The organism is Chlorobiota bacterium, from assembly GCA_016700335.1.
Taxonomy (GTDB): Bacteria; Bacteroidota; Ignavibacteria; order OLB7; family OLB7.
Genome location: CP065014.1, coordinates 871,697 through 895,004, shown reverse-complemented (window position 1 = coordinate 895,004; position 23,308 = coordinate 871,697). Strand labels below are relative to the sequence as shown.

Here is a 23,308-nt window from a genome sequence, read left to right as displayed (position 1 = left end):
GATTTAACAAAATAATAACTCAATAGAATTTTTTAATATTAATGGAAAAAAAGTTAGAACTGATATTTTTCAGACCTCAAATTATTATCAAAGCTTAACAACATTAAATAATGGATTTTATTTTTATTCCATAAAATCAGATTCTAAGATAATTTATAGGGGTAAATTATTAATTAACTAATTATTACTTATAAAAAAAAAGGTTTTACTTGAAAAAGTAAAACCCTTTAAAAATGGAGCCTGCGATGGGACTCGAACCCGCGACCTGCTGATTACAAATCAGCTGCTCTACCAACTGAGCTACACAGGCAATCATTAAATTGGACTGCGAAAATATATTAAATTTTTTAATTGAACAAAATTATTTTTAAATTAATGACTAAACTAAGTGTAAATATAAATAAAGTAGCCACTTTAAGGAACACAAGAAATCATGGGATGCCAAATATATTAAATGCCGTTAAACTTTGTATTAATGCTGGGTGTAATGGGATAACAATTCATCCTAGACCAGATGAAAGACATATAAAAAAAAATGATGTAAAGGAAGTTTTTGAGTTGTTAAAAGATTATCCAAATGTTGAATTTAATATTGAAGGCAATCCATTTTTTGACTTTGTTAATCTTATAGAACTTTACAAACCAACTCAGTGCACTTTAGTTCCTGATTCAATAAATACATTTACTAGTAATCAAGGTTGGGATATACGAAAAAATTTGAAAGAATTAAAATCTATTATTAAAATTTTAAAAAATTTTGGATGTAGAGTAAGTTTATTTGTGGATCCTGACATAGACCAAATTGCACTCATTCCAGAAAGTGGGGCTGATAGAATTGAACTTTTCACAGAGCCTTTTGCAGATTCCTTTTCTAATGGTGATTATTCATTTCAATTACTTAAATTTAAAAAAGCTGCATTATTTGCAACTTCCCTTGGTATTGGAATTAATGCTGGACATGATTTAGATTTACTTAATTTAGGACCTTTCCTAAAAAATGTTCCTGGAGTTCTAGAAGTTTCTATAGGTCATGCTTTGATTTCAGATGCGCTTGAATATGGGCTTACAAATACAGTTCATAAATATTTGGAAGTTATTCGAAAATCAAATGCTAATTAAAATTAATATTATTTGTTGAAAACTATTTAAATTTTTTTATTATGAAATTGATATCATTCCTATTATTGTTTAATGTAATATGTTTGTTTTCTCAAACTATTATTCTCCCAACAAATACAGCATGGAAGTATCTTGATGATGGATCAGATCAAGGCTCTAACTGGAAAACGTCAAGCTATAACGATGCAAGTTGGCAAAGCGGATTAGCAGAATTAGGTTACGGTGATAATCCAATAACAACTTTAGCAGGTCAAAAAATAACTTATTATTTTCGTAATAATTTTACAATTTCAACTCCAAATCAATACTACGATTATACAATTAATTTAAGGCGAGATGATGGTGCGATTATTTATATAAACGGAGTTGAAATATATAGGGACAACATAAATCCAGGTATAGTAAATTATCTAACTCCAGCAATTGAAAATTGCTCAGATGATGGCAACGCTATCCAACAAGTTACAATACCAAACACTTTTTTTAATCAAGGGGTTAACAATATATCAGTTGAAATTCATAATGTTAACACAACATCTTCAGACATTACTTTTGAACTAGAATTAATTGGAAATACTTCTCCTTCTACTCCACAAATAACTAGAGGTGCTTTCATGACATTATCTTCAAATAACTCAATTACACTTAATTGGACTACTAATATACCATCTAGTAGTGAAGTTAAAATTGGTGGAGAACCAGGCAATTTATATTCAGTTGCTTCAATTAATGATTTGGTTAACAACCATTCAATAACTCTAACTGGTTTACAATCAAATACAAAATATTTTTATTCGATTGGGAAAATTGGAACAACTTTGCAAAGTAGTGGTAATAGTTTTTTTTATACAGCCCCAAATCCTGATTCAACAAATAAACTTCGATTTATTGTAACAGGTGATATGGGAGATGGTAGTGCAAATCAAATTCAAGTAAGAGATGCATTTTCCAATTATACAAATAATTCTATAGTTAATGGATGGATATGGCTTGGTGATAATGCTTACAATAACGGAACTGAGTTAGAATATCAAAATTATATATTCAACATCTATTCAAATCAGTTGAGATATTTGCCTTTATTTCCAGCTTTAGGTAATCATGATTATGCTAATGTTGGTTATTTAAGTTCAGTTGCCTTGGGTACAAATTTTCCTTATTTCAGTATTTTCAACTTACAAACAAATACTGGTAATGAAAAATATTATTCTTTTAACTACGCGAATATTCATTTTATAACCTTAGATAGTTATGGCGCATTAAATGCACCTGGAAGCCCAATGTACAACTGGCTTTCAGAGGATTTACAAAGTAATTCTCAAAGATGGACGATTGTAAATTTTCATCATCCACCTTATACTAAAGGTACTCATAATTCTGATACTGAAATTGAAGATATTGATATCAGGCAAAACATTGTTCCACTATTAGAACAGTATGGAGTTGACTTAGTTATGTGCGGACATAGCCATACTTACGAAAGAAGTAAATTTATTAAAGGTCATCAAGGTTTATCAGATTCATTTAATGATTCATTATTTCCAAATGGAAATGTTGTTCAGGCTGGGAATGGAGCTTATTATAAGTATTCGAATAATGATAATGGTACAATTTATGTAGTTTGTGGTTCAAGTGGTAGAATTTCATCAACAACATCGAATGGGTATCCACACAAAGCAATGTTAACTTCATTTTCAAATTTAGGAGGATCATTAATTCTTGATATAGAAAAAGACTCTTTAAATTGTAAATTCCTTACAGCTGCTGGGACTATACGTGATGAGTTTGATATAGTCAAAAAAGTAAGAGGGGCAACATCTGTAAATCAAAACATTGGAACAAACTCAAAAGAAGAACAAACCAAAAGCTCAAATGTTAAAGTAAATTATAATGCTATCGATAAAACACTAAATTTCAAAATTCAAGAATTAAAAGAAAACAAATCTTTAAACAATTCAAAAATAATAATTGAATTATTTAACATTCAGGGTGAAGAACTTTTAAAATATAATTCCTTACTAAATTCAACTGGTGAAACTATTATTTCTATTCAAAAGAATTCATTACCAAATCAAACTGGGATATATTTTATCAAAGCTTTAATCAACAATAGAGTTATTTTCCGTGATAAAATATTATTAAACTGACTGAATGAAGATGAAATATTAAGTAGTGAATTGAGACTCCACGGATTCAAGTTCGCTCGTTAACTTCTCCCATACTGTAAAGTTTTTTTCTAGTTGTTTTGTAGTAATTTCTAATTGCCATCTAAGTTTTTTTAACTTAACTGAATCGCTTAATATCTGGGGTAAATTTAATTGTTCTTCTAGAGAAAGTTTTTCTTTTTCTAATTTATCAATTTCAATTACTGCAGAATCTAATTTTTTTCTGACATCTTTAGTAAGAGAATATTTTTTATTTCTTTCTTCTGCTTCCCTTCTTTTTCTATCCTTTTCACTTTCTTGATTTTGTGAAATATTTTTTGAAGAATTATCTTTTTTAAAAGCTATTGTTTCTTCAACTGATTGGGCATTTTTCTTATAAAGAAATTCTTCTATTCCTCCAATATACTCCTTAATTTTTTTATCTTTAAACTCAATACACCTAGTCATTATTCCTGATAAAAAATCCCTATCATGAGATACAACAATAACTGCACCTTCAAAAGCTGCAACTGCTTTTTTCAATACTGCAATACTCCTCATATCAAGGTGATTTGTAGGTTCATCCATAATAAGCAAGTTAACTGGTTCAAGTAATAATTTAGCTAAAGACAATCTTGACTTTTCACCACCAGAAAGAACTGAAACCGGCTTAAATACATCATCTCCATTAAATAGAAACGCCCCAAGCAATGATCTCAATTGCGTTCTCATATCTCCTGTTGCAACCGAATCCAAAGTTTCTAGAACTGTTTGTTTAGGATTGAGTTCTTCAGCTTGATGTTGAGCAAAATATCCTATCAATACATTGTGACCAATTTTTAATTCACCATCATAACTTTCTAAATCTGCAATAATTTTACTCAATGTAGTTTTTCCTTCTCCATTACGTCCTAAGAAAGCAATTTTTTCACCTCTTTCAATTGCAAAATTAATATTTTGGAGAATCAGTTTTTTATCATAACTTTTAGATAAATTTACAGTTTCAGCAAGAACTCTACCACTTCTTGGTGCTCTAGGAAACTGAAAATGAACTCCACTCTCCTCAGGTTCTGGCGGCTCTAATACATCTATCTTATCAAGCTGCTTGATTCTAGATTGAACTTGAACTGCTTTTGTTGCTTTATATCTAAATCTATCAATGAAATCTTGAGTTTCAGCAATTTGTTTTTGTTGATTTTCATAAGCGGATTGCTGTTGAACACGATTTGCTTCCCTTAGTTCAAGATATTTTGTATAGTTTCCAGTATATGTTGTTAACCTTTTTCTTGAAAGTTCAAATGTTCTATTTGTTAAATTATCAAGAAACTTTTTATCATGTGAGATAAGTAAAATTGCTCCTTTATATGTTGAAAGAAAATCTTCTAACCAAGCAAGTGACTCAATATCTAAGTGATTTGTAGGTTCATCTAACATTAATAATGTAGGATTTTGTAAGAGTAATTTTGCTAACTCAATCCTCATTTGCCAACCTCCTGAAAATTCACCACAAGGTCTTGTCATATCTTCAATTGTAAAACCCAAACCCATCAACACTTTCTCAACTTGCCCTTCCTTTGCAAACCCGCTCATAGCCTCAAATCTGTGTTGTAATTCTCCTAGTTCATGTACTAAAGTATCTATTTCTTCATAAGCATTTTCATCAGTTGAAAGCTCAGTAATTTTTGATGCGATAATATGAATCTCATCTTCAAGTTGAACTATATCTGCAAATGCTTTCATTGCTTCTTCTCGTAATGGAGAATTACTAAGAACAACACCTTCTTGAGGAAGATAGCCAATAGTAGCCATTCTACTTTTTTGTACTCGACCTTCATCTGGTTGTTGAAAATTTAATAAAATCTTCATGAGCGTTGACTTCCCTGCACCATTACTGCCAATCAATCCTATACGTTCACCTTCGCTTATTAAGAACGAAACATTTTTAAATAGGTATTCCCCACCAAACAATACTGAAACTGAATCTGTTGTTATCATTTTTGAAATTTAAAGTTTGCAAAGTTCGTATTTATTTTTCTATTGTAGTTAGAAATTGTTTATAAATTTTCTAGATTAAAACTTAAATACTTTAATTGATAATTGAATTTTAACTATTAATTCCTTATAAATAATTATTTACACAAATCAAAATAATCTATATATTAACTAGTTGATTTTGAATTTTTAATCTAAACAACTTTTCTTACTTTTGTGTTTACAATTTTTATGAGCAAAATTAAATCTAATATCAGACTTATTTTTAACTTACCAAACATTTTAAGTTTGTCAAGAATTGCTTTGGTAATACCAATTGGAATTACCTTATCTAACAATCAAAATGCTTTAGCTGTAGGTTTAATCTTACTTGCAGGAGTTACAGATATATTAGATGGATATTTTGCAAGAGGCAGAAATGACATTACAGAATTTGGTAAATTGATTGACCCTATCGCAGACAAAATTGCAATTGCTTTAATTGTTATAATATTAATGTATCAAGAAAGGTTACCTGTTTGGTTTGTAATTGTTGTTTTACTTAGAGATATTTTAATAATATTAGGTGGTATCATAGTTAAAAGTAAAAAAGGAATTTTATTACCTTCAAATTACTATGGGAAGGCTGCTGTAGTTATAATTAGCTTAAATTTAATAGCAATTGTAAGCAATATTGATAAAGATATTTTGATTTATTTTTACTTTGCATCTGTGTTTGCATCTGTTGTCTCTTTTGGAATTTATATTAACAGAGGTATAAGAACTATTTTAAATAACAAGTAGAGAAATGTACTTAAATTTTTCTTTCAATATTTTAACAAAACAAATTTATTATGTACGAAACTATATTGTATGAACTTACAAATGGAATTTTAACTATTACTTTAAACAGACCAGAAAGTTACAATGCTTGTAATGAACAGTTAACAACTGACTTGCAAACTGCATTAAAATCTGCTGAAAAAGATAATTCAGTTAGAGTAATTATTCTAACTGGTTCTGGGAAAGCATTTTGTTCTGGTCAGGACTTAAAAGATGCACCAAGTGGTGGTGGAAAAAGATCTTTAAGAGATTCATTAGAAAGAAGGTATAATCCAATTATTAAGAAACTTACAACTCTTCCAAAACCAATAATATGTGCAATTAATGGCGTTGCAGCTGGTGCAGGATGTTCTATTGCATTAGCTTGTGATATTAAAATTGCATCTGAAAACGCCTACTTACTTCAAGCATTTGTAAACATTGGTTTAGTTCCAGATAGTGGTTCATCATACTTTTTAACAAAGACAATTGGTTACACTAAAGCTTTTGAAATTGCTACAATTGGTGACAAATTACCAGCCTTAAAAGCATTAGACTTAGGATTAATTAACGATGTTGTACCTATTGAAAAACTTATGGAAACCGCATTGAAATATGCTATTCCATATTCAACAGGACCAACTAAAGCTTATGGTTATATAAAAAAAATGTTAAGAGGAGTTGAAAATAGTTCACTTGAAGCTGCTTTAGATTATGAAGTTTATATGCAAGAAGCTGCTGGAAGAACTGAAGATTATTTTGAAGGGGTTAATTCATTCGTCGAAAAACGTGAGCCAAATTTTTTAGGTAAATAAATTATTTAATATATTTTTATTTTAAAGTATAAGTCAAATATTTAATGACTAAAATTCAAACTGAACAAAAGTTAACTTCAGCAGAAGTAATTGATTTAATAAAACAATGCAAAACGAATACTGATAAAAATCTTGAGAAAGATAATCTTCCTTTATATCTAATAATTTCTGAATATTATGAAACAAAGAAGAAATGGAAATTAAGTTCACAATACATTGAAAAATATTTTTTTTAAAAGAAGAGATTTCAAAAAAAGTAAATAATAATAAAGTAAAATATTATTCAAAAAAACTTCAGGTTAAGGAAATTGAGAATGATAAAATTTTAGTTGAGAATAAAATTATTTATCTTAAACAATTGTTTGATTTTAAACAAAGAGAATTACTAAACTTTATTGCTGTGTTATCTCAAAAAAATGAACATTTACCAAAAATATCGAATGGTTTAGAAAAATTAGTATTATTGTCTAATGGAGAGTTTAAAGAATTGATTGTAAGTATTTTTAGCAATTTAAAATCTAACTTAGAAGTAAATAAATTCAATATTTATTTTTGTAAAAAATTCATGGAATTGAATCAGGATTTTGCAATTACATTATCAAATAAATTACCTAAAATTACACCTATGGAGTTAAAAGTTAGTGCATTAATTAGATTGCAAATAGGTACTAAAGAAGTTGCTAAAATGTTAGATATTTCACTAAGAACTGTTGAGAATCATTGTTTTGCTTTAAGGAGAAAATTCAATCTTGCCAAAGGTGAAAGTCTTGCAATTTATTTAACCAAAATTTAATTTATAATTTGACTAACAATTCTAAAATATTAGATGCTAATTACATTGATTCTAAATTAAATTTATCTTATAATTTATTTAGATAAAGTAAGTATAAAAATGCAATTGATGAATCTTTAGAAGTTGTAAATTATATAATAGATATTAGTAGTAGTATCAATATAAATGAAGTGGGTTTTTAACAAGAGCATATAATATTGTATCTGAATCAAACCGACTTCAAAGTTTAGTTAAGGAAGAATTGTTGTATTCCCAACATTCATATAATTATGCTATTATAACAGATAACTAACAATCAATTAGAAGAGCACTTATTAATCTTGGCATAGATTATCATTATAACAATGAACCAATATTAACAATTGAAACTTTATTATTATCAAAAGAGTACTTCCATGAAATAGATTATTCTTTAGGTTTAGCAAAGTGTTATGATAATTTAGGTTTGATTTATAGTAGTTTTTCAGATTATAAAAACTCATTAATTTATTTCAAAAAAGCATTAACTATTAATGAACAATTAAACAATGTGGAAGGTATTGGGTTCACATTGCATAATAATGCAGGTATATTTAGTTATACAAATGATGATCAAACCGCTTTAGAGTATTGTTTCAAAGCCCTTAAAATATACGAGAATTTAAAAAATAATAATTACTTGTTTAGTTTATATGGGAATATAGCTCATGTATATATGAGATTATCTGACTTTGAAAATGCTAAAATCTATATCAATAAATCTATAAACCTGAATTTAGAATAAAAATTAGAATTCAATCTAGCATTAAATTATCACGTTTTAGCTGATATTTATTCTGAAAATTTAAATTTTATAAATGCATTATTTTTCTATAAAAAGTCGATTTCTTTTTACAAAAAATTTAATAATGTAAAAGGTTTATCAAGAGCAACTTGTGGTATTGGTTTATTATATTCTAATAAAAAAAATTAAGATTATAATCCCAAAAAGGGAGAAGAATTTTTACTTAAATATATCTCATTGTTAGAATAAATCCAGATAAACTTCAAGTGTTTGATTGTTACAATGCTTTAATGTTACTGTTTAAAAATGAGGTAATTGGGCAGATTATTTAAAATACATTAAACTGTTTTATAATTTAAAAGAGGATATTTTAAACATCGATATACAAGTCCAACTTAACAAATTTCAAATTGAATCAAAGATATCTGATATCAAAACAGAAACAGTTTTACTTAATCAAAGAGTTGTAATGTTAGAACAATTATTAGACTCAAGACAAATGGAGTTAATAAATTTTGTGGCTTTAATATCTGATAAAACTGAATTTGTTAATTTGATAGAAAATGAACTTGAATAATTTTCAAAATCAAATAATGATGAATCTGGTGCATTAGCTAAAAAGATTTTAGGTGATGTTAGATCTGGTAAACCGAAAGAAATTAGAGATAATTTCCATTTAAATTTTTTAGAATCTAATCAAGATTATTCATTACTAATCATTAAAAAATTTCCAAAGATAACTTCAATGGAATTAAAAATATCAGCTTTATTGAGAATGAATGTTAGTTATAAAGATGCAGCAAGAATGTTAAATATAAATCCAAGAACAATTGAATCTAATGTTTATTCTTTAAGAAAAAAATTTAACTTAAAAAAGCAAGAGAACTTATCTCACTTTTTATCGACGATTGAAAATTAGTATTTTTTTATAGAAAAAAAGGAGACCATATCTGAATGGTCTCCTTTTGTAAAATAGAATTTTAATAAAAACTTATTTTGATATGCTAAATTTAGCAGTTGATTTATTGCTGCCTCTTTTAACAGAAATAAAATAAGATCCAGATTCTAAATCAGTTAAATCAATACTTAAAGATTTATTTTTATTTCCAGTAAGATCTAAACTTTTCAACTCAATTCCTTTTAAATCTGTTATTACTACTTTAGTAACTGATAAAAATTTATCACCAAGATTAATGTTTAATATTCCAGAAACTGGATTTGGAAATATATTAGATAATAATTCTTTATCAAAATCAACTGACATATTCTCAGATTCAATTTCAACTTCTAGAGAATAAGTTCCTGAAAAACCTGCAAACGCTGGTACAACCAAACATTTTAAGCTAGATCCACCAGTTGTTGTGATAGGTTCAGACATTACATCTTTATATACTGCTGTTTCAACTCCATTGTTATTAAAACTAAAACTAACATCTGCATTATATTTTTTACCATCACCAGAATTCAACTCGTCATGAACCCGAGCTTTAACTTTATAATTTCCACTTGGCAATTCAATTTCATAATAATCTAAATCAGTACTTTTATGAAGATTTGCAGCAATTTTCAACACTGCTTTTGAACCATTAAATGTAGGTTTTAATATATATGATTTATTTAAAGTATTGTTATCTTCATATTCATCTGGAGCAATATTTGGTTCTATAATTGTTACATCCAATGGATTAATGAAATCTGAAGTAGCATTTACCATTTGGAAATCATCACCAGACTTAGGCTTAAACCAAATAATAATACTATAAGTTCCAGGTTCAACTTTTACATTTGGAGAATTGAATGATAATCCACTTGATTTTGCATTTGGTTGAATTGAATTTGAAGAAAAATTAATACTATCTAATACAACTACTGTCTCATCTTTTGAATCAATCAAATCAATAGCAATTTCTCCATCAAAGGCAGTAGCAGACTTATTCATTATATCAAATGTACCTTTTATTGCTTTTCCTGATTCAATAATAATTGAAGGAATTGTAATTTTAGAAGCCATTTCAATAGATCCAATACCACCTCTAACTACTAAAATTCCAAGATTAGTAAAATCTGGATTCGGCTTGATAAGTTGCCAACCATCACCAACTTTATAATAAGCATATATTCTAAATTTTCCAGGAAGAGCATTTTTAATTCCACTTGTTTTGAAAGTTAACTCATTAGAATTTCCTTTCAAAAGACTTAATGGAAGTTCATCTCCAATGCGACTAACCAACCTGTCATCATCATTGAACAAACCTACATATGCACTTCCTTGATAATCCTCATTTCCACTATTTATAATTTTTACACTTACTTCAAATGGATCTTCTATATTTATTGAATCTTTAGATACAATCAACTTTCCGTTTAAACTTAATTCTTTAATTTTTGTAGGGTCTGGTGAACTAACACCTTCCTTTGGTACAATTCCAACTATTGCTTCTTGATCACTGTTATAGCTTCCATTCCCTGCACCTGTTCCTAAATCAACAGGATTAAGAGCTTTAAGAGGATAGTAACCATTAGAAGATCCAGCCCAACCCCAATTCATATGATATTTGTCTTCGTTGTCATATCCATCACATACAAAAGCATGCCCACCTCCAGAACCAGCACCTGTATAAAAAACTGGTCTTTTAGCATCTAATTCCTTCCTAATCATATCAACCCAATCCTTATCTGAAAAACTTTTTCTTTCAAAACCTTTTAACTTTTCAGAATATCCAAAATACTTTTTTAAAGCACTTTCATTACAAGCACGATTTGGATCTCCATATTCAAGGCAAATTGCTCCACTTGATTGTGGGCTATATTCCATATCAATAGCTACACCACAATGATAACTTAATGTTGCTAATGCTGGGTTTGGATCAATAGTTCCAGATTCATCAATAACATCTGGCATTGCTGCCCAGTTGTATGTTGTATTAGCAAAGTTCACAGATAATGTTCCATACTTCTTATGATTATAGGAATAAAATCCAGTTCCTTGCTTTGGATAACTCCAATATTTCATAATTATTGTCATAGCAGTTGCAGCACACCCTGTAACAGATCTTTTTTCTAAAACAGGATCTAACGGGCACATATCATTATAAGGTCTTCCTTGGTTCCAATTAGCTTTACATAATGCTTGAACTGAACTACCAGATGATTGTATGCTATTTACATTTTTCTCTTTAAGATTATACAACAAACTCCAACTTGATGTAATATCATTTGTTGGTTGAATATTTTTCATCTTTATAGATTCAATTTGCTTTGAATAATTATTCATCCAATCTACAAACTGTGGAGGTTGATTAGATGTTGAATAGTTGTCATCAGACGAATACCCTAATATTGGATATGTAGCATCATCAGCCGAAACTATAACAAAACCTTTTCCATTTTTATTCGAAAATACATAGTACAAAGGCTCTCCATTAAGTCTTGTAGAGTTGGTGTTGCGTTGATCAACAAGACTTAATTCTGTAGTTTCAAATAATTTTGATTTTTGTATATCAGAATTATAAGCTATAAACTGATTTGTTGCAACAATTTTTGCAGATTGCAAACTGATTGGTTTTGCAAAAATTGATACTGAACTTCCTAAAATAAGGAGTAAAAAAAGACTTAGATTTGTTATTATTTTCATTAATTTTTTTATAAAATTTATTTTGATAATTAAAAATTTAAACTTTTAAAATTTAATTTTATTGAATGTAGTTAATAAATTCAATAAATATTTAATTATAAAATTATTTAACAATAGTAAATTTTGCAGATGCTTTAACAGAGCCTTTATTTAATACTACAAAGTAAGATCCATTTTGTAATTCTGAAACATCTACTTTTAGATCTTTGTTTTTAAGGTGCGAGTTATCAAAATTAATTTTAATTAATTCCTTACCGTTCATATCTGTAATTGAAATTAAATTTAATTGTTGATAATTTTCTCCAAAATTTATATTTAATAAATTATTAACTGGGTTTGGAAATATATTAGATCCCAATATTCTATCCTCTTCAACTGAATTTACTGCTTTAGTAATTTTTAGATTAAGTGAATAAGTACCAATATTACCAGCAAAAGCAGGTGAAACTAAAAATTTAATTGTACCACCATTATTTGAAATTATTTTGTTAGGAATTATATCGTCATAAACATTCGATTCACCTTTTGAATCTTCATAAGAGAAAACTACATCAGATGTATAAACTCCATCTTCAGAATTTTCCTTATCATTCACTCTAGCAGTAATAGTATAATTAGAACCAGTTGGCAATACTAAATCATAATAATCATAATCTATTCCGGTATGAATAGTTGAATTAACTGTCTTGAAATTAGCTGAATTAGCACTAAAAGTTGGAATAATTTTATATGCTTTTTCAGCAGTATTGTTATCTTCATATTGATCTGGTAAAGTTGGAGGAGCAACTAAGTTAATTTCTAATGGATTTATATTTACATCAGTTGAACCAACCCATTCCCATTCACCAGTAGTAGGTTTAAACCAAACAACAATATCATAACTTCCTGGCACTTCTTTCAAAGCAGGTATATCAAAAGTTAATCCATTTGTTTTAGCATTTGGTGCTAACCCTTTTGTTACAAAATCAAAACTATCTAACGACATTACCCATTCGCCTTTTGAGTCATGTAAATCAATACTTAAATTACCATTAAAGGTTGTACCACCTTTATTAACAACATCAAAGCTTACTTTAAAACTCTTATCTACTTCAATTTTTTGGATTGAAGTTTTAATAGGGCTTGCTAATTCTAATGAAGTGTTATTGCTAATTACATTTAAAATTCCTTTGTTGATAAATTGATTTGTATAGTTAACAAACTGCCACCCATTACCAAATTTATAATATGCAAAAACTTTATATCTTCCTGGTATTGCATTCTTAATCCCAGTTGAACTAAATTTTAATGTAGTTTCATTTCCTTGAGTTAAAGTTACAGGTAATTCTTCACCTATTTTACTTACTAACTTGTCGTGTTCATTAAACAATCCAACATAACAACTTCCGATGTAGTCAACCTTTCCACTGTTTTTCAATGTAAAACTTACATCAAAAGGGTCTTCAACTTCAATCGAATCTTTTGATAATGCTAATTTACTATTCAACATCAAATCAGCTTTTAATCCTCCACTGCTTATTAAAATTCTTTTTGGTTGAATACCAATAATCACTTCTTGCCCATCATTAAAACCACCTCCACCACCACCAGTTCCTAATGAACCTGGAGATAATACTTTAGTAGTGAAAAATCCATCAGAAAGTCCTCCCCATCCCCAATTCATATTAAATTTTCCTGTACCATCATATCCATCACAAACAAATGCGTGACCACCTTTTGCACCTGAACCTGTGTAATAGACAGGTCTTTTAGCATTTAATTCATTAATTAGTATTGAGTCCCAAGCTACATCCGATATTTTGTTACCATCTCTTGAAAAAGCATTTATAGAGTCAGAATAACCAAAATATTTTGTAAATGCTACAAATGCATTTGTACCAGTTGTATCTTTATCTGGTGATCTAGTAACAAAGCCATCTGAAGATGACCAACTAACAGCTGATGCTGAGCTTCCACCAGCACTTCCAATATTATAGTTCATATTTATTGCAATTCCACAATGTAATAGTAACGTAGAAATTGCTGGGCTTACAGTTGAGTCGTTAGTAACATCTGGCATTGAAGCCCAATCATAAGTTGTTGCCCCATAATTTGCAGATAAAGTTCCATATTTAGTATGATTATAAGAAGACCAACCAGTACCTCTATTTGGGAAATTATGATACTTTAAAATGATAGCTAAAGCTGTAGCGGCACATCCTGTTACAACTCTTTCTTTTGCATCATTGTCGAATGGACACATAGCACTGTAAACATTACCCTGATTCCATTTAGCTTTACATAAAGGATCAACTGTTGAAACACCAGATTGTAATTTCAATAATGATTTTTCATCTGCATTATCTAATTTATTCCAGTTAGATTTAGTTTCTAACGATGCTTGTAAATTATATTTTTTAACATTTTCAATCTGCTTTTTATAATTATTCATCCAAGCTACAAATGCTGGTGGAGGATTATCAATGCTGTATGAACTTTCATATGAATATCCTAAAATTGGTTCAACAGCATCATCTGCCGAAACAATAACAAATCCTTTAGATTCACTATTGTTGAATACATAATACAAAGGTTCATCCTTAAATTGCTTTGATTCAGATTTGCCTACTAATTGAAGTGATAATTTAACAGAACTTAATAAAAATGATTTGTCCTTGTTTTTATTGAATGCAACAAATTGGTTAGTTGCAACTCTTTTTGCAGTTGTAATATCGATTGGTTTACCAAAAGAAATTGATATTATTCCTACGAAGAATAAAATTGTAAATATTCTTAATTTTTTCATAAATAAAGTGAGAAAAAAGATTTGAAAGAAATGTATTTTTAATTGAGATTGCAAATTTAGTTTATTTTAGTACAAATTTTAAATAAAAAATAAAATCCAATACTTATAAAAAATTTATTTGCGATTAATTAATTAATTATTATACGTTTTATATTAGATTTAAAAAAAATACTGGAGTAGTATAATACTACTCCAGTAAATTAAAATTTAAATTTGTTATTTAATAATTTTAAAGATAAAATCTTTTTTGAATGATTCAAAATTAACTGTAACTAAATAACTTCCAGATTGTAATTCCGTTACATTTAAATCATAGTTCTCATTTTGGTTACTCTTTAAATTAATTACTTTCAATTCAGTCCCTTTAATATCTGAAATAGTAATGTTTTTAACTTTTGAGAATTCAGAACCTAAATCAATATTTAAATTATTTTTAACAGGATTTGGGGAAAATTTCAACTCTGTTTTATTTTCATCGTTAACTGAACTTACAACTTTAGTAATATTTAAATCTAAAGAATATGTTCCTGTAAACCCAGCAAATGCTGGAGAAACCAAAAATTTATAAACACCTCCGTTTGATTTAATTATGTTAGGCATAACATCTTCATATACATCAGATTTGAAATTTCCAGTTGCATAAGAAAAAATTGCATCAGCTGAATATTTCATACCATCCCCAGTATTTTCTAAATCGTGAATACGAGCTGTTATTTCATAATTTGACCCAGATGGTAAATTAATTTCATAATAATCTTCGTCTGAAACATTATGAATATTAGAATTTAATGTTTTTATTGATGCTGAATTTCCTGTGAAATTAACAGGTAATTTAAATGCTTTACCATCTGTATTATTATCTTCATATTGATCTGGAATTAACTCAGGTGCTGATACAATTACTTCTAAAGGATTTTGATAACTTGAAGTTGACCCAACCCATTCCCAATCTGCCTCTGATTTAGAATTATCTGGTTTAAACCAAACAATAATGTCGTAACTTCCTGGCTCAACTTCTAAAGCTGGAATATCAAAATTTAGTAAATTAGTTTTTGTACTAGCAGATAATCCATTTGGACCAAAGTTAAAACTATCTAATGATTTAACCCATTCACCACCAGATTCATGCAAATCAATACTTAAATCTCCTTTAAAAGTAGTTGTTCCTTTATTCATTACACTTAAGTTAAGTTTGAATGGTTTGCTTGGTTCAATTGTTTTCAATGAAGATATAATGTTTGAAGCCAATTCAAGTGAAGTATTGTTACTTATTACATTTAATATACCTTTGTTCAAATATTGTGAACCATATTCAACAAATTGCCATCCATTTCCAAACTTATAATATGCATGAATTTTATATCTTCCTGGAATTGCATTTTTGATTCCAGTAGTCGAAAAAGTTAAAACTTTTTCCATACCTTGAGCTAAAGAAATAGATTGTTCATCACCAATTTTACTTACTAATTTATCATCTTCATTAAACATTCCTAAATAGCAATTTCCATTATAATCAACCTTACCAGTATTTTTCAAAGTAAATGTTACATCGAAAGGTGCACCAACTTCTATTGTGTCTTTAGTTAAAGCAATTTTGCTATTCAAGAATATACTTGCTTTTAATGAAGAATTTACTAATGCTCTTTTAGGCTCTATGCCAGTAAATATTCTTTGATTAGAATTATAAGTTCCATTACCCGCACCAGTTCCTAAATCCTTTGGTTCTAATGCTTTTGTTAAATAAAATCCATCAGAATTTCCACCCCAACCCCAATTAAAACTAAATCTTCCATTATCATCATATCCATCACAAACAAAAGCATGTCCACCTCCAGGACCAGATCCAGCATAGAATAATGGTCTTTTTGCATCTATTTCTCTTTTAATAATTGAATCCCATTCTGCATCTGTAAATCTAGTTCTTTGAAGTGCATTCATAGAATCTGAATAACCAAAGTATCTGAAGAAAGAAACAAAAGCACTTGTATCTGAAGAATCTCTTGCTACTCTACCCGAGGTATAGAATCCAGCAGAAACTGCTCCACTACTACTCGGAGAGTAACCCATATTTATGGAAATACCACATTGAGAAAGTAAAGTAGATATAGCTGGGCTAGCATCAGCAGGAGACCTCTCACTTATAGTATCAGACATTGCTTCCCAATCATAAGTTGTTGCACCATAATTTGCAGATAATGTTCCATACTTCTTATGATTATAACTTGAAAAACCTGTACCCTGCTTTGGGAAACTATGATACTTCATAATTATTGCCATTGCTGTTGCAACACATCCAGAAACTGACCTTTTATTTTCAGTACTATCATAAGGACACATATTAAAAAAAACACCGCTTTGATTCCATTTAGCTTTACATAGATTGTCAACTCCTGAAGTTCCTTGCAATTTACTTAAGCTTTTTTCATCGGCATTTACTAAGTTATTCCACTTTATAATTGTTTCATTACTTGCTTTTATATTTCTAAGTTTGATGCTTTCTATCTGGTTTGTTAACCCCTTCATCCAATACAAAAATGAAGGTGGCTGATTAGTAATTGTATAATTATTTTCAGTTGAATAACCTAAAATAGGCTCAACTGCATCATCACCAGAAACTATTACAAATCCTTTTCCATTTAAGTTTGCAAAAACAAAATATAATGTTTCATTGCCTAACTTTGGAACAGTTGTTTTTAATTCATCAACAAGTTCCATTCTAACTGTGTTCATAAGAGAAGACTTATTCTTCTCAGAACGAAAAAGCCACATACTGGTTAAGAGCAACCTTGCTAGCAGTAGCCAATGAAATTGGCTTTGATTGCAAAACTGTTGTTGCTACTAAAAGAAAAGAGAAAACTAACTTGAAAGTTTTAAAAAATTTCATTTAATTTATTTGAAAAGTGAAAAAAATATTAGTTAAAAGGCATTCTGTTACAAATATATACAATTAATAGTTTTAAAATATTACTGAATTACTACTTAGGTTGAACTATCTATATTAATAATTTTCTAACTAGATGTATTGTTTTTATTAATCATAAAAGTCGAATAAAATGGAATTAATTGTAAATTTATATTTAAAATAATTAACTAAATGAAACCTTTTTTTAGGACTAGTCTGCACTTCGACTACGCTCAGTGCTCGAGGTTGGATTGTGTTTTCTAGAGTAGAAAATGTAGATTTTGTTTTTTTTTATTCAGAAATAGGTAATAGATTGTAAAAAAAATCGTATAGTTACAAACATCTTTTAATTTTAAAATCCAATAAATCCTTTAATTCTATAAATCCTGATTCAGACATTTGCACTTCGACTGCGCTCAGTGCTCGGGGTTGGATTGTGTTTTCTATAATAGAAAATGTAGATTATGGTTTTTTTTTATTCAGAAATAGGAAATAGATTGTAAAAAAAATCCTATAGTTACAAATATCTTTTAATTTTAAAATCAAATAAATCCTTTAATTCTATAAATCCTGATTCAGACATTTGCACTTCGACTACGCTCAGTGCTCGGGGTTCGACTGCGCTAAGTGCTCGAGTTTGGGTAGCTTTAATTTGGCATTTGGATAAGAATATCATCTACTTTGTTTTGAAACTTAACAGATTATAAAAAAACTCCAATACAAAATAAATAATATTGGAGTTTTATGATTTTAAATTACTTTACAAAAATTAAAAAATGAATTTTTAAGGTGTAATTTCAATCTTAGTCATATTTGAATTTCCTCTTACTTCTGGATAATACATCAGCATTGCATTACTTGGCATTACATTAAAAGAACCAGGAATTTGAGCCCTTAATAAATAAGAAAATTCATATTCATTTTTACCTGTTAAGCTCCTTGCAAAAAATGAAACTTTTTCATCTCTTATATCTCTGTCTGCGTACCACCAACCCCAATATTTTCCTCTCCAACCTCCATAACCATCATCTTGATAACCGTTATAATTATTTTCATCTTTAATTTTATAAAGTGAATTATCTTTAATCACCTCACATCCAGCAGCAATTGGATCTTCAACCATAACGTATTCATAATCACTATTAGTATTCATTTTAACTTTAACTAATATCTCTTCACCGCTTTTCAAAGTACCATAAAATTTTTCTTTAACATAAGAGATAATTCCTTTTTCTTCAATCCTTTTAAGTTTGAAAAATTCACGAGTAATATTAAATCCATTATTTGATGGTTGAATTGCTTTACCTGTTGCATAATAAGTTGTTAAGGCTGTAACATATAATTTACCTTGACCATTTTTTTCAATTGTAATTTCATTATTACCAACTTTTATCATACTTGAATCTATTTTAATTTTATCATGTTCTTTATAAACATCAGCTTTTGTGATTGTTTTAGTTGCAACCAACTTACCATTTACTTTTATTCTAACTGAAAAATTTGGATTTAACTCACCAGACTCTTTTACGTAATCTGCTAATGCATAGCAGACCATTGCAGTTTGGCGAGTATTGTACCAAGAATCTCCATATCTTTTTGTTAATAAATAATTAATTGTTTTACTTATCAAATCTTTATTTCCACCTAAAACTATTAACGACTTAACAACAGAAGCAGAAGTTTCAACTTCATCATCTTGCCAATTGTAATGCCAAGTTTTGCCTTTCCAAAAAGCCTTTCCATTCTCAACATTTGCACTTTGCTCTAAACCACGAATTATATTTTGAGCAGCTTGTAAATTTCCTAAATTCTTTAAAGCCATTGCAAGCAATGATTTAGAATAAGGATTTATCTCTTTATTTCCAGAAATCTCAATAGCCTTTTTTAATGCTATACTTTTAATATCAGGGTTACTAACCAAGCTTGCAACATAGCACATATAAGCAGTTGTTGTTGCGTCATGCTTATGCCAATCGTCAGATTTAAAATTATTTTTTACTAACAATTTGCTAAGTTCACTAACACCTAAGTTGTACTTATTATCATCAACAGGATACCCAACATTTTTTGCAATTGTTAATCCATAAATTACATATGCAGTCATAAAAGGATCAGTCTCATCATTAGACCACCAGCCCCAACCACCATCTTGATGTTGTAATTCATATAATCTTGAAGTTCCTTGCTTTACCATTTTAGGCATTTCTTCGCGTTTTTTTTCGTCGAAAGGAACATTAATTTTTTTCAATACATCACCAACAATTACTGTGGGTAAAAATCTACTCATAGTTTGTTCCACACATCCATAAGGATATCCAATTAAATCATCTAAAGCCCCTAAAATTGTACTTGCTAATGATGGTGCCAAGCCAATTGATATTTCTCTAGATGTATTATCACTTTCATTAGGTATAACTGATATTATAGTTTTAGTCTGGTTATTTTCCGATAACTCTACATTTTCAGATTTAGTTAATTTAATTCCTAATGGAAGAACTGGTACTTTAATTTCAATACCATCGCTTTCTTCGTTAGTTAAAGCTTTTACTGATAATTTTACAATACCAGATTTAATTGGAATTACTTTTAAATCAATTCTTGTTTCTCCATCTGCGGTTATTTTTACTATTTTTTCTTTTAAATCTAACTTTGCATTTACACCTTCAAATTGAACTTTTACTTGCTTATCTGTAAGTAAATAATTATGGATATTAACAGCAACTGATATTTGATCTCCTTGAATCATAAACCTTGGAGTCTCCATTCTTACTAACAAATCTTTTCTTGCAATAGTTTTTACTACTGATTGACCAACTTCTGAATTAAGAGAAATTGCCCTAGCTGTTAGCCTCCAAGTAGTTAAGTTATCAGGAAATTTAACAGGAATTTTAGCATAACCAAAAGCATCAGTTCTAACTGAAGGTAACCACAACATTAAATCTTTAAAATCACTTCTCACTTTAGGTTCAACATATTTGTTTGCATCATCTTCTTTTCTTTCAGTATCTGAAAACCCATCCTTCATAGAAGATTTCATAGCCGCTGGAGCGCTTCTTCCCCTTGAATTAGTTGATCCAGTAGCTGACATATCAGCAGCTTCTTGTACAGCTTCTTTAGAGTTTCCATAGAAATAAAAATTTAAAGAAAAATTAGTTTGTACTCTATTATATCTATTCCCATAAAATGCTTTTTGAATATCAGGTGTTTTATCAGGTCGGATTGCATAAATAGATTCATCAACAATTCCAAGTGCAACATCCATCATTGGTGCTGGTTCTCCTTTATCATTTAAAGCTCTAATTGTAACGTATCCACTTTCACCAGGTTTGTATTGCTTTTTATCTGGCACAATTTGAAGTTTTACAATTTTGTTTTTAGGTATTACGGATACTCTTTGAGAAATATTATACATTTGATCATTAGTAACACAAGAAACATTTATAAAAAAATTAGGAGCCATTCCTATTTCAACAGGAATTCTAACAATTGCAGTTGTTGAATTAACATGAATTACTTGTTTGTTATAAACTGAATAGCCTTCACTTGTTACTAATACATCAGCACCAGCTTGTGGCATAATAACTAATGCACTTATCATTTCTCCAGGTTGATATAATTGTTTATCAGGAATAATTTTAATCCCTTGATCAGTAGGATAAAATCTATCACTATAATTATCATCAGCAACATAAACATAAGAATAAGAATCCACCTTCCTTCCACGAGAATCAGTAGCTTCAATATTAACATGATAATAACCCGAAACTGGAGCTTTAAAACTAACACTTCCATTTCCGTCACTTCCAGTTGAACCACTACCTTCCCAAATAGTTTCGTAATTTTCTTTATAACTTTTTCCGCTCCACCAATATCTTTGAACTTTAGCTTTAAAACTTGATGCTACAGGAATATCATTGTCAAATTTTTTAATGTCAACTAAAATTTTAACATCTTCTTTTGGTTTGTAAACATATTTATCTGTACGTGAAGAAATATAGAATTCAGCTCTGGTTACATCCACACTTATAGACCCTGAAATTTGCCTTCGGCTTGCATCAACAACATTAGCAACAACTTCATAAGTATAATCGCCATTGTTTCCCACCTTTGTGTCAAAACTAAATTCAAAAGTACCATCATCTTTTAGCTTTCCATTGCCGCTAGAAATTGCCTCATTATTCCTTCCCCAATATGGTCTCCACATACTTACTTCATCATCTCCATCATATAAATAAGCCCATTCACTCCCCTTCCACCAAGGTTTCCAATAGTAAGAACGAAAAACAGTGTAATTAACATCAGCTTTAGTTACAGGTGAACCAAAATAATATTTAGCATTTACAACGCCTTTAATTTTATCACCAAGAGTATATTCTTTTTTATCCAATGTTACATTTACTTCATACTCTGGCTTCTTGTATTCCTCTACAGCAAAATTGAAGTAACTATATCCTTCTTTATATCTTACTGTAATTTGATAATTACCTAATGGAGGTTCTTCAGAAAATGTAAACTCACCTTTAAATGTTCCAAAATCTGATAGCTTAATTGTATCTCGTTTTACGACTGAATATCTTGAATCAAATATCTCTATGTAAACACTATCACCCTCTTTTGGGGTTTCATATTCTCCGTTATTGCTTAAAGTTCTTACAATAGATCTATAATACATTGTTTGCTCTGGTCTGTAAACTGGTCGGTCAGTGTGTAAATAAATTTGTTGCTCATTATTATTTCCATAATGATAAGTTTCAGTCAATACAATATCCCCTTTTTCATTACCAATAATAAATGGTTGAGTATCTTCTTTTGTAATATCAAATAAAGCCAAGCCATCTGAATTTGTTTTTAAAGTTACTAGCTTTTTATCCTTAGATTTCATACTCAAGGGAAATCCAGAAATTTTAGAACCAGTTTTTCTGTTTACAACAAATGCTGTAATCGATTTGTTATCAGATTTTGTTATCATTGCCACATCAGAAATCAAAACATAAGCAAGTGCTTGTTTGTTATCATATCTAGCTTCTATTATATAAGATCCTTTTTCTTTTAGTGGAGCTGTAATATCATCATAAGAATAATAATATTTTGATCTAGATGATTTCATTTTATAATCCCAATCTGCAACCATTTTAAATTGAGATAACTTTTCTATTTGTGGTGAATGTGGATCTTTTTGATTTAGAAAAAATTCAGTAGGATTCTCTATTTTATAAGCCTTAAAATTCATTTTAGCTCCAGCAATTCCATTACCACTTATGTTTAATGTAATAGCATCTCCGGGTGTGAATATTCTACTGGAAGATAAGTAAAAATAAACTTTGTTGTCGTCTTTTGAAATTAACATTGAAATAGTAAAAAGCCCAATGGCTGTAAATAGTAATGATAAATATTTGTTTTTCATCTATATGAGATTTTAATTTTGGTTTTTTTATCTTGTAAGAAATGTTTTGTACTCGACAAGTAAATTTCTTAATGGTAACAAATAAATTTAATTTATATAATTTAAATGTCATTTGATTTGTTGTAAATAAAATGTTTAAATAATATTTAATTTTAA

The 23,308-nt window shown here is 28.8% G+C and carries 14 protein-coding genes and 1 tRNA gene; 9 read left to right on the top strand and 6 right to left on the bottom strand.

Annotation, left to right across the window (positions count from 1 at the left end; genetic code table 11):
* Positions 1–22: 22 nt before the first annotated feature.
* A complete protein-coding gene (locus IPP08_03715) occupies positions 23–181 on the top strand; it encodes a T9SS type A sorting domain-containing protein (GenBank protein QQS67829.1) in 159 nt (52 codons plus the stop codon).
* Positions 182–234: 53 nt separating this feature from the next.
* Here the strand turns inward: IPP08_03715 and IPP08_03710 are convergent.
* Positions 235–310: transfer RNA gene (locus tag IPP08_03710), tRNA-Thr, on the bottom strand.
* A 65-nt stretch (positions 311–375) separates the two neighbouring features.
* Here IPP08_03710 and IPP08_03705 point away from each other — a divergent pair.
* Together IPP08_03705 and IPP08_03700 are read left to right on the top strand one after the other, a co-directional pair.
* Positions 376–1,119: a pyridoxine 5'-phosphate synthase gene (locus IPP08_03705; GenBank protein ID QQS67286.1), complete on the top strand. Its 744-nt coding sequence runs from the start codon at positions 376–378 to the stop codon at positions 1,117–1,119.
* Between the two features lie 41 nt (positions 1,120–1,160).
* Positions 1,161–3,266, top strand: coding sequence for a metallophosphoesterase family protein (locus IPP08_03700; protein QQS67285.1), 2,106 nt, complete (start codon positions 1,161–1,163; stop codon positions 3,264–3,266).
* Positions 3,267–3,284: 18 nt separating this feature from the next.
* Here IPP08_03700 and IPP08_03695 read toward each other — a convergent pair whose 3' ends face one another.
* On the bottom strand, positions 3,285–5,258 hold the full coding sequence (locus tag IPP08_03695) for an ABC-F family ATP-binding cassette domain-containing protein (GenBank protein ID QQS67284.1): 1,974 nt from the start codon (positions 5,256–5,258) through the stop codon (positions 3,285–3,287).
* Positions 5,259–5,486: 228 nt separating this feature from the next.
* Between IPP08_03695 and IPP08_03690 the strand changes: the two genes are divergently transcribed.
* The 6 genes from IPP08_03690 (at position 5,487) to IPP08_03665 (ending at position 9,346) form a co-directional block, all read left to right on the top strand.
* Positions 5,487–6,038 carry a CDP-alcohol phosphatidyltransferase family protein gene (locus IPP08_03690; protein QQS67283.1) on the top strand — a complete coding sequence of 184 codons (552 nt, stop codon included), beginning with the start codon at positions 5,487–5,489 and terminating at the stop codon, positions 6,036–6,038.
* Positions 6,039–6,088: 50 nt separating this feature from the next.
* Positions 6,089–6,871 carry an enoyl-CoA hydratase/isomerase family protein gene (locus IPP08_03685; protein QQS67282.1) on the top strand — a complete coding sequence of 261 codons (783 nt, stop codon included), beginning with the start codon at positions 6,089–6,091 and terminating at the stop codon, positions 6,869–6,871.
* A 44-nt stretch (positions 6,872–6,915) separates the two neighbouring features.
* Positions 6,916–7,107, top strand: coding sequence for a hypothetical protein (locus tag IPP08_03680; GenBank protein ID QQS67281.1), 192 nt, complete (start codon positions 6,916–6,918; stop codon positions 7,105–7,107).
* 122 nt (positions 7,108–7,229) lie between these two features.
* Positions 7,230–7,664, top strand: a complete 435-nt coding sequence (locus IPP08_03675) for a hypothetical protein (protein QQS67280.1) — start codon at positions 7,230–7,232, stop codon at positions 7,662–7,664.
* 445 nt (positions 7,665–8,109) lie between these two features.
* Positions 8,110–8,427 carry a tetratricopeptide repeat protein gene (locus tag IPP08_03670; protein QQS67279.1) on the top strand — a complete coding sequence of 106 codons (318 nt, stop codon included), beginning with the start codon at positions 8,110–8,112 and terminating at the stop codon, positions 8,425–8,427.
* 745 nt (positions 8,428–9,172) lie between these two features.
* The gene (locus IPP08_03665) at positions 9,173–9,346 is read left to right on the top strand and encodes a helix-turn-helix domain-containing protein (GenBank protein QQS67278.1); all 174 of its coding nucleotides are present in this window, start codon (positions 9,173–9,175) and stop codon (positions 9,344–9,346) included.
* Positions 9,347–9,418: 72 nt separating this feature from the next.
* Here IPP08_03665 and IPP08_03660 read toward each other — a convergent pair whose 3' ends face one another.
* The 4 genes from IPP08_03660 to IPP08_03645 form a co-directional block, all read right to left on the bottom strand.
* Positions 9,419–12,061: a thiol protease/hemagglutinin PrtT gene (locus tag IPP08_03660; protein ID QQS67277.1), complete on the bottom strand. Its 2,643-nt coding sequence runs from the start codon at positions 12,059–12,061 to the stop codon at positions 9,419–9,421.
* 103 nt (positions 12,062–12,164) lie between these two features.
* On the bottom strand, positions 12,165–14,846 hold the full coding sequence (locus IPP08_03655; GenBank protein ID QQS67276.1) for a thiol protease/hemagglutinin PrtT: 2,682 nt from the start codon (positions 14,844–14,846) through the stop codon (positions 12,165–12,167).
* A gap of 216 nt (positions 14,847–15,062) precedes the next feature.
* Positions 15,063–17,615: a thiol protease/hemagglutinin PrtT gene (locus tag IPP08_03650; protein QQS67275.1), complete on the bottom strand. Its 2,553-nt coding sequence runs from the start codon at positions 17,613–17,615 to the stop codon at positions 15,063–15,065.
* Positions 17,616–18,532: 917 nt separating this feature from the next.
* Complete coding sequence (locus tag IPP08_03645; GenBank protein ID QQS67274.1) at positions 18,533–23,152, bottom strand: hypothetical protein; 4,620 nt, start codon at positions 23,150–23,152, stop codon at positions 18,533–18,535.
* Positions 23,153–23,308: the final 156 nt, after the last annotated feature.

Excerpts from the sequence above, each read along its gene's own strand:
- IPP08_03685 (QQS67282.1), top strand. The coding sequence starts at position 6,089 with ATGTACGAAACTATATTGTATGAACTTACAAATGGAATTTTAACTATT.
- IPP08_03695 (QQS67284.1), bottom strand. The coding sequence starts at position 5,258 with ATGATAACAACAGATTCAGTTTCAGTATTGTTTGGTGGGGAATACCTA.
- IPP08_03690 (QQS67283.1), top strand. The coding sequence starts at position 5,487 with ATGAGCAAAATTAAATCTAATATCAGACTTATTTTTAACTTACCAAAC.
- IPP08_03655 (QQS67276.1), bottom strand. The coding sequence starts at position 14,846 with ATGAAAAAATTAAGAATATTTACAATTTTATTCTTCGTAGGAATAATA.
- IPP08_03680 (QQS67281.1), top strand. The coding sequence starts at position 6,916 with ATGACTAAAATTCAAACTGAACAAAAGTTAACTTCAGCAGAAGTAATT.
- IPP08_03660 (QQS67277.1), bottom strand. The coding sequence starts at position 12,061 with ATGAAAATAATAACAAATCTAAGTCTTTTTTTACTCCTTATTTTAGGA.
- IPP08_03700 (QQS67285.1), top strand. The coding sequence starts at position 1,161 with ATGAAATTGATATCATTCCTATTATTGTTTAATGTAATATGTTTGTTT.
- IPP08_03645 (QQS67274.1), bottom strand. The coding sequence starts at position 23,152 with ATGAAAAACAAATATTTATCATTACTATTTACAGCCATTGGGCTTTTT.
- IPP08_03705 (QQS67286.1), top strand. The coding sequence starts at position 376 with ATGACTAAACTAAGTGTAAATATAAATAAAGTAGCCACTTTAAGGAAC.
- IPP08_03665 (QQS67278.1), top strand. The coding sequence starts at position 9,173 with ATGGAATTAAAAATATCAGCTTTATTGAGAATGAATGTTAGTTATAAA.
- IPP08_03650 (QQS67275.1), bottom strand. The coding sequence starts at position 17,615 with ATGTGGCTTTTTCGTTCTGAGAAGAATAAGTCTTCTCTTATGAACACA.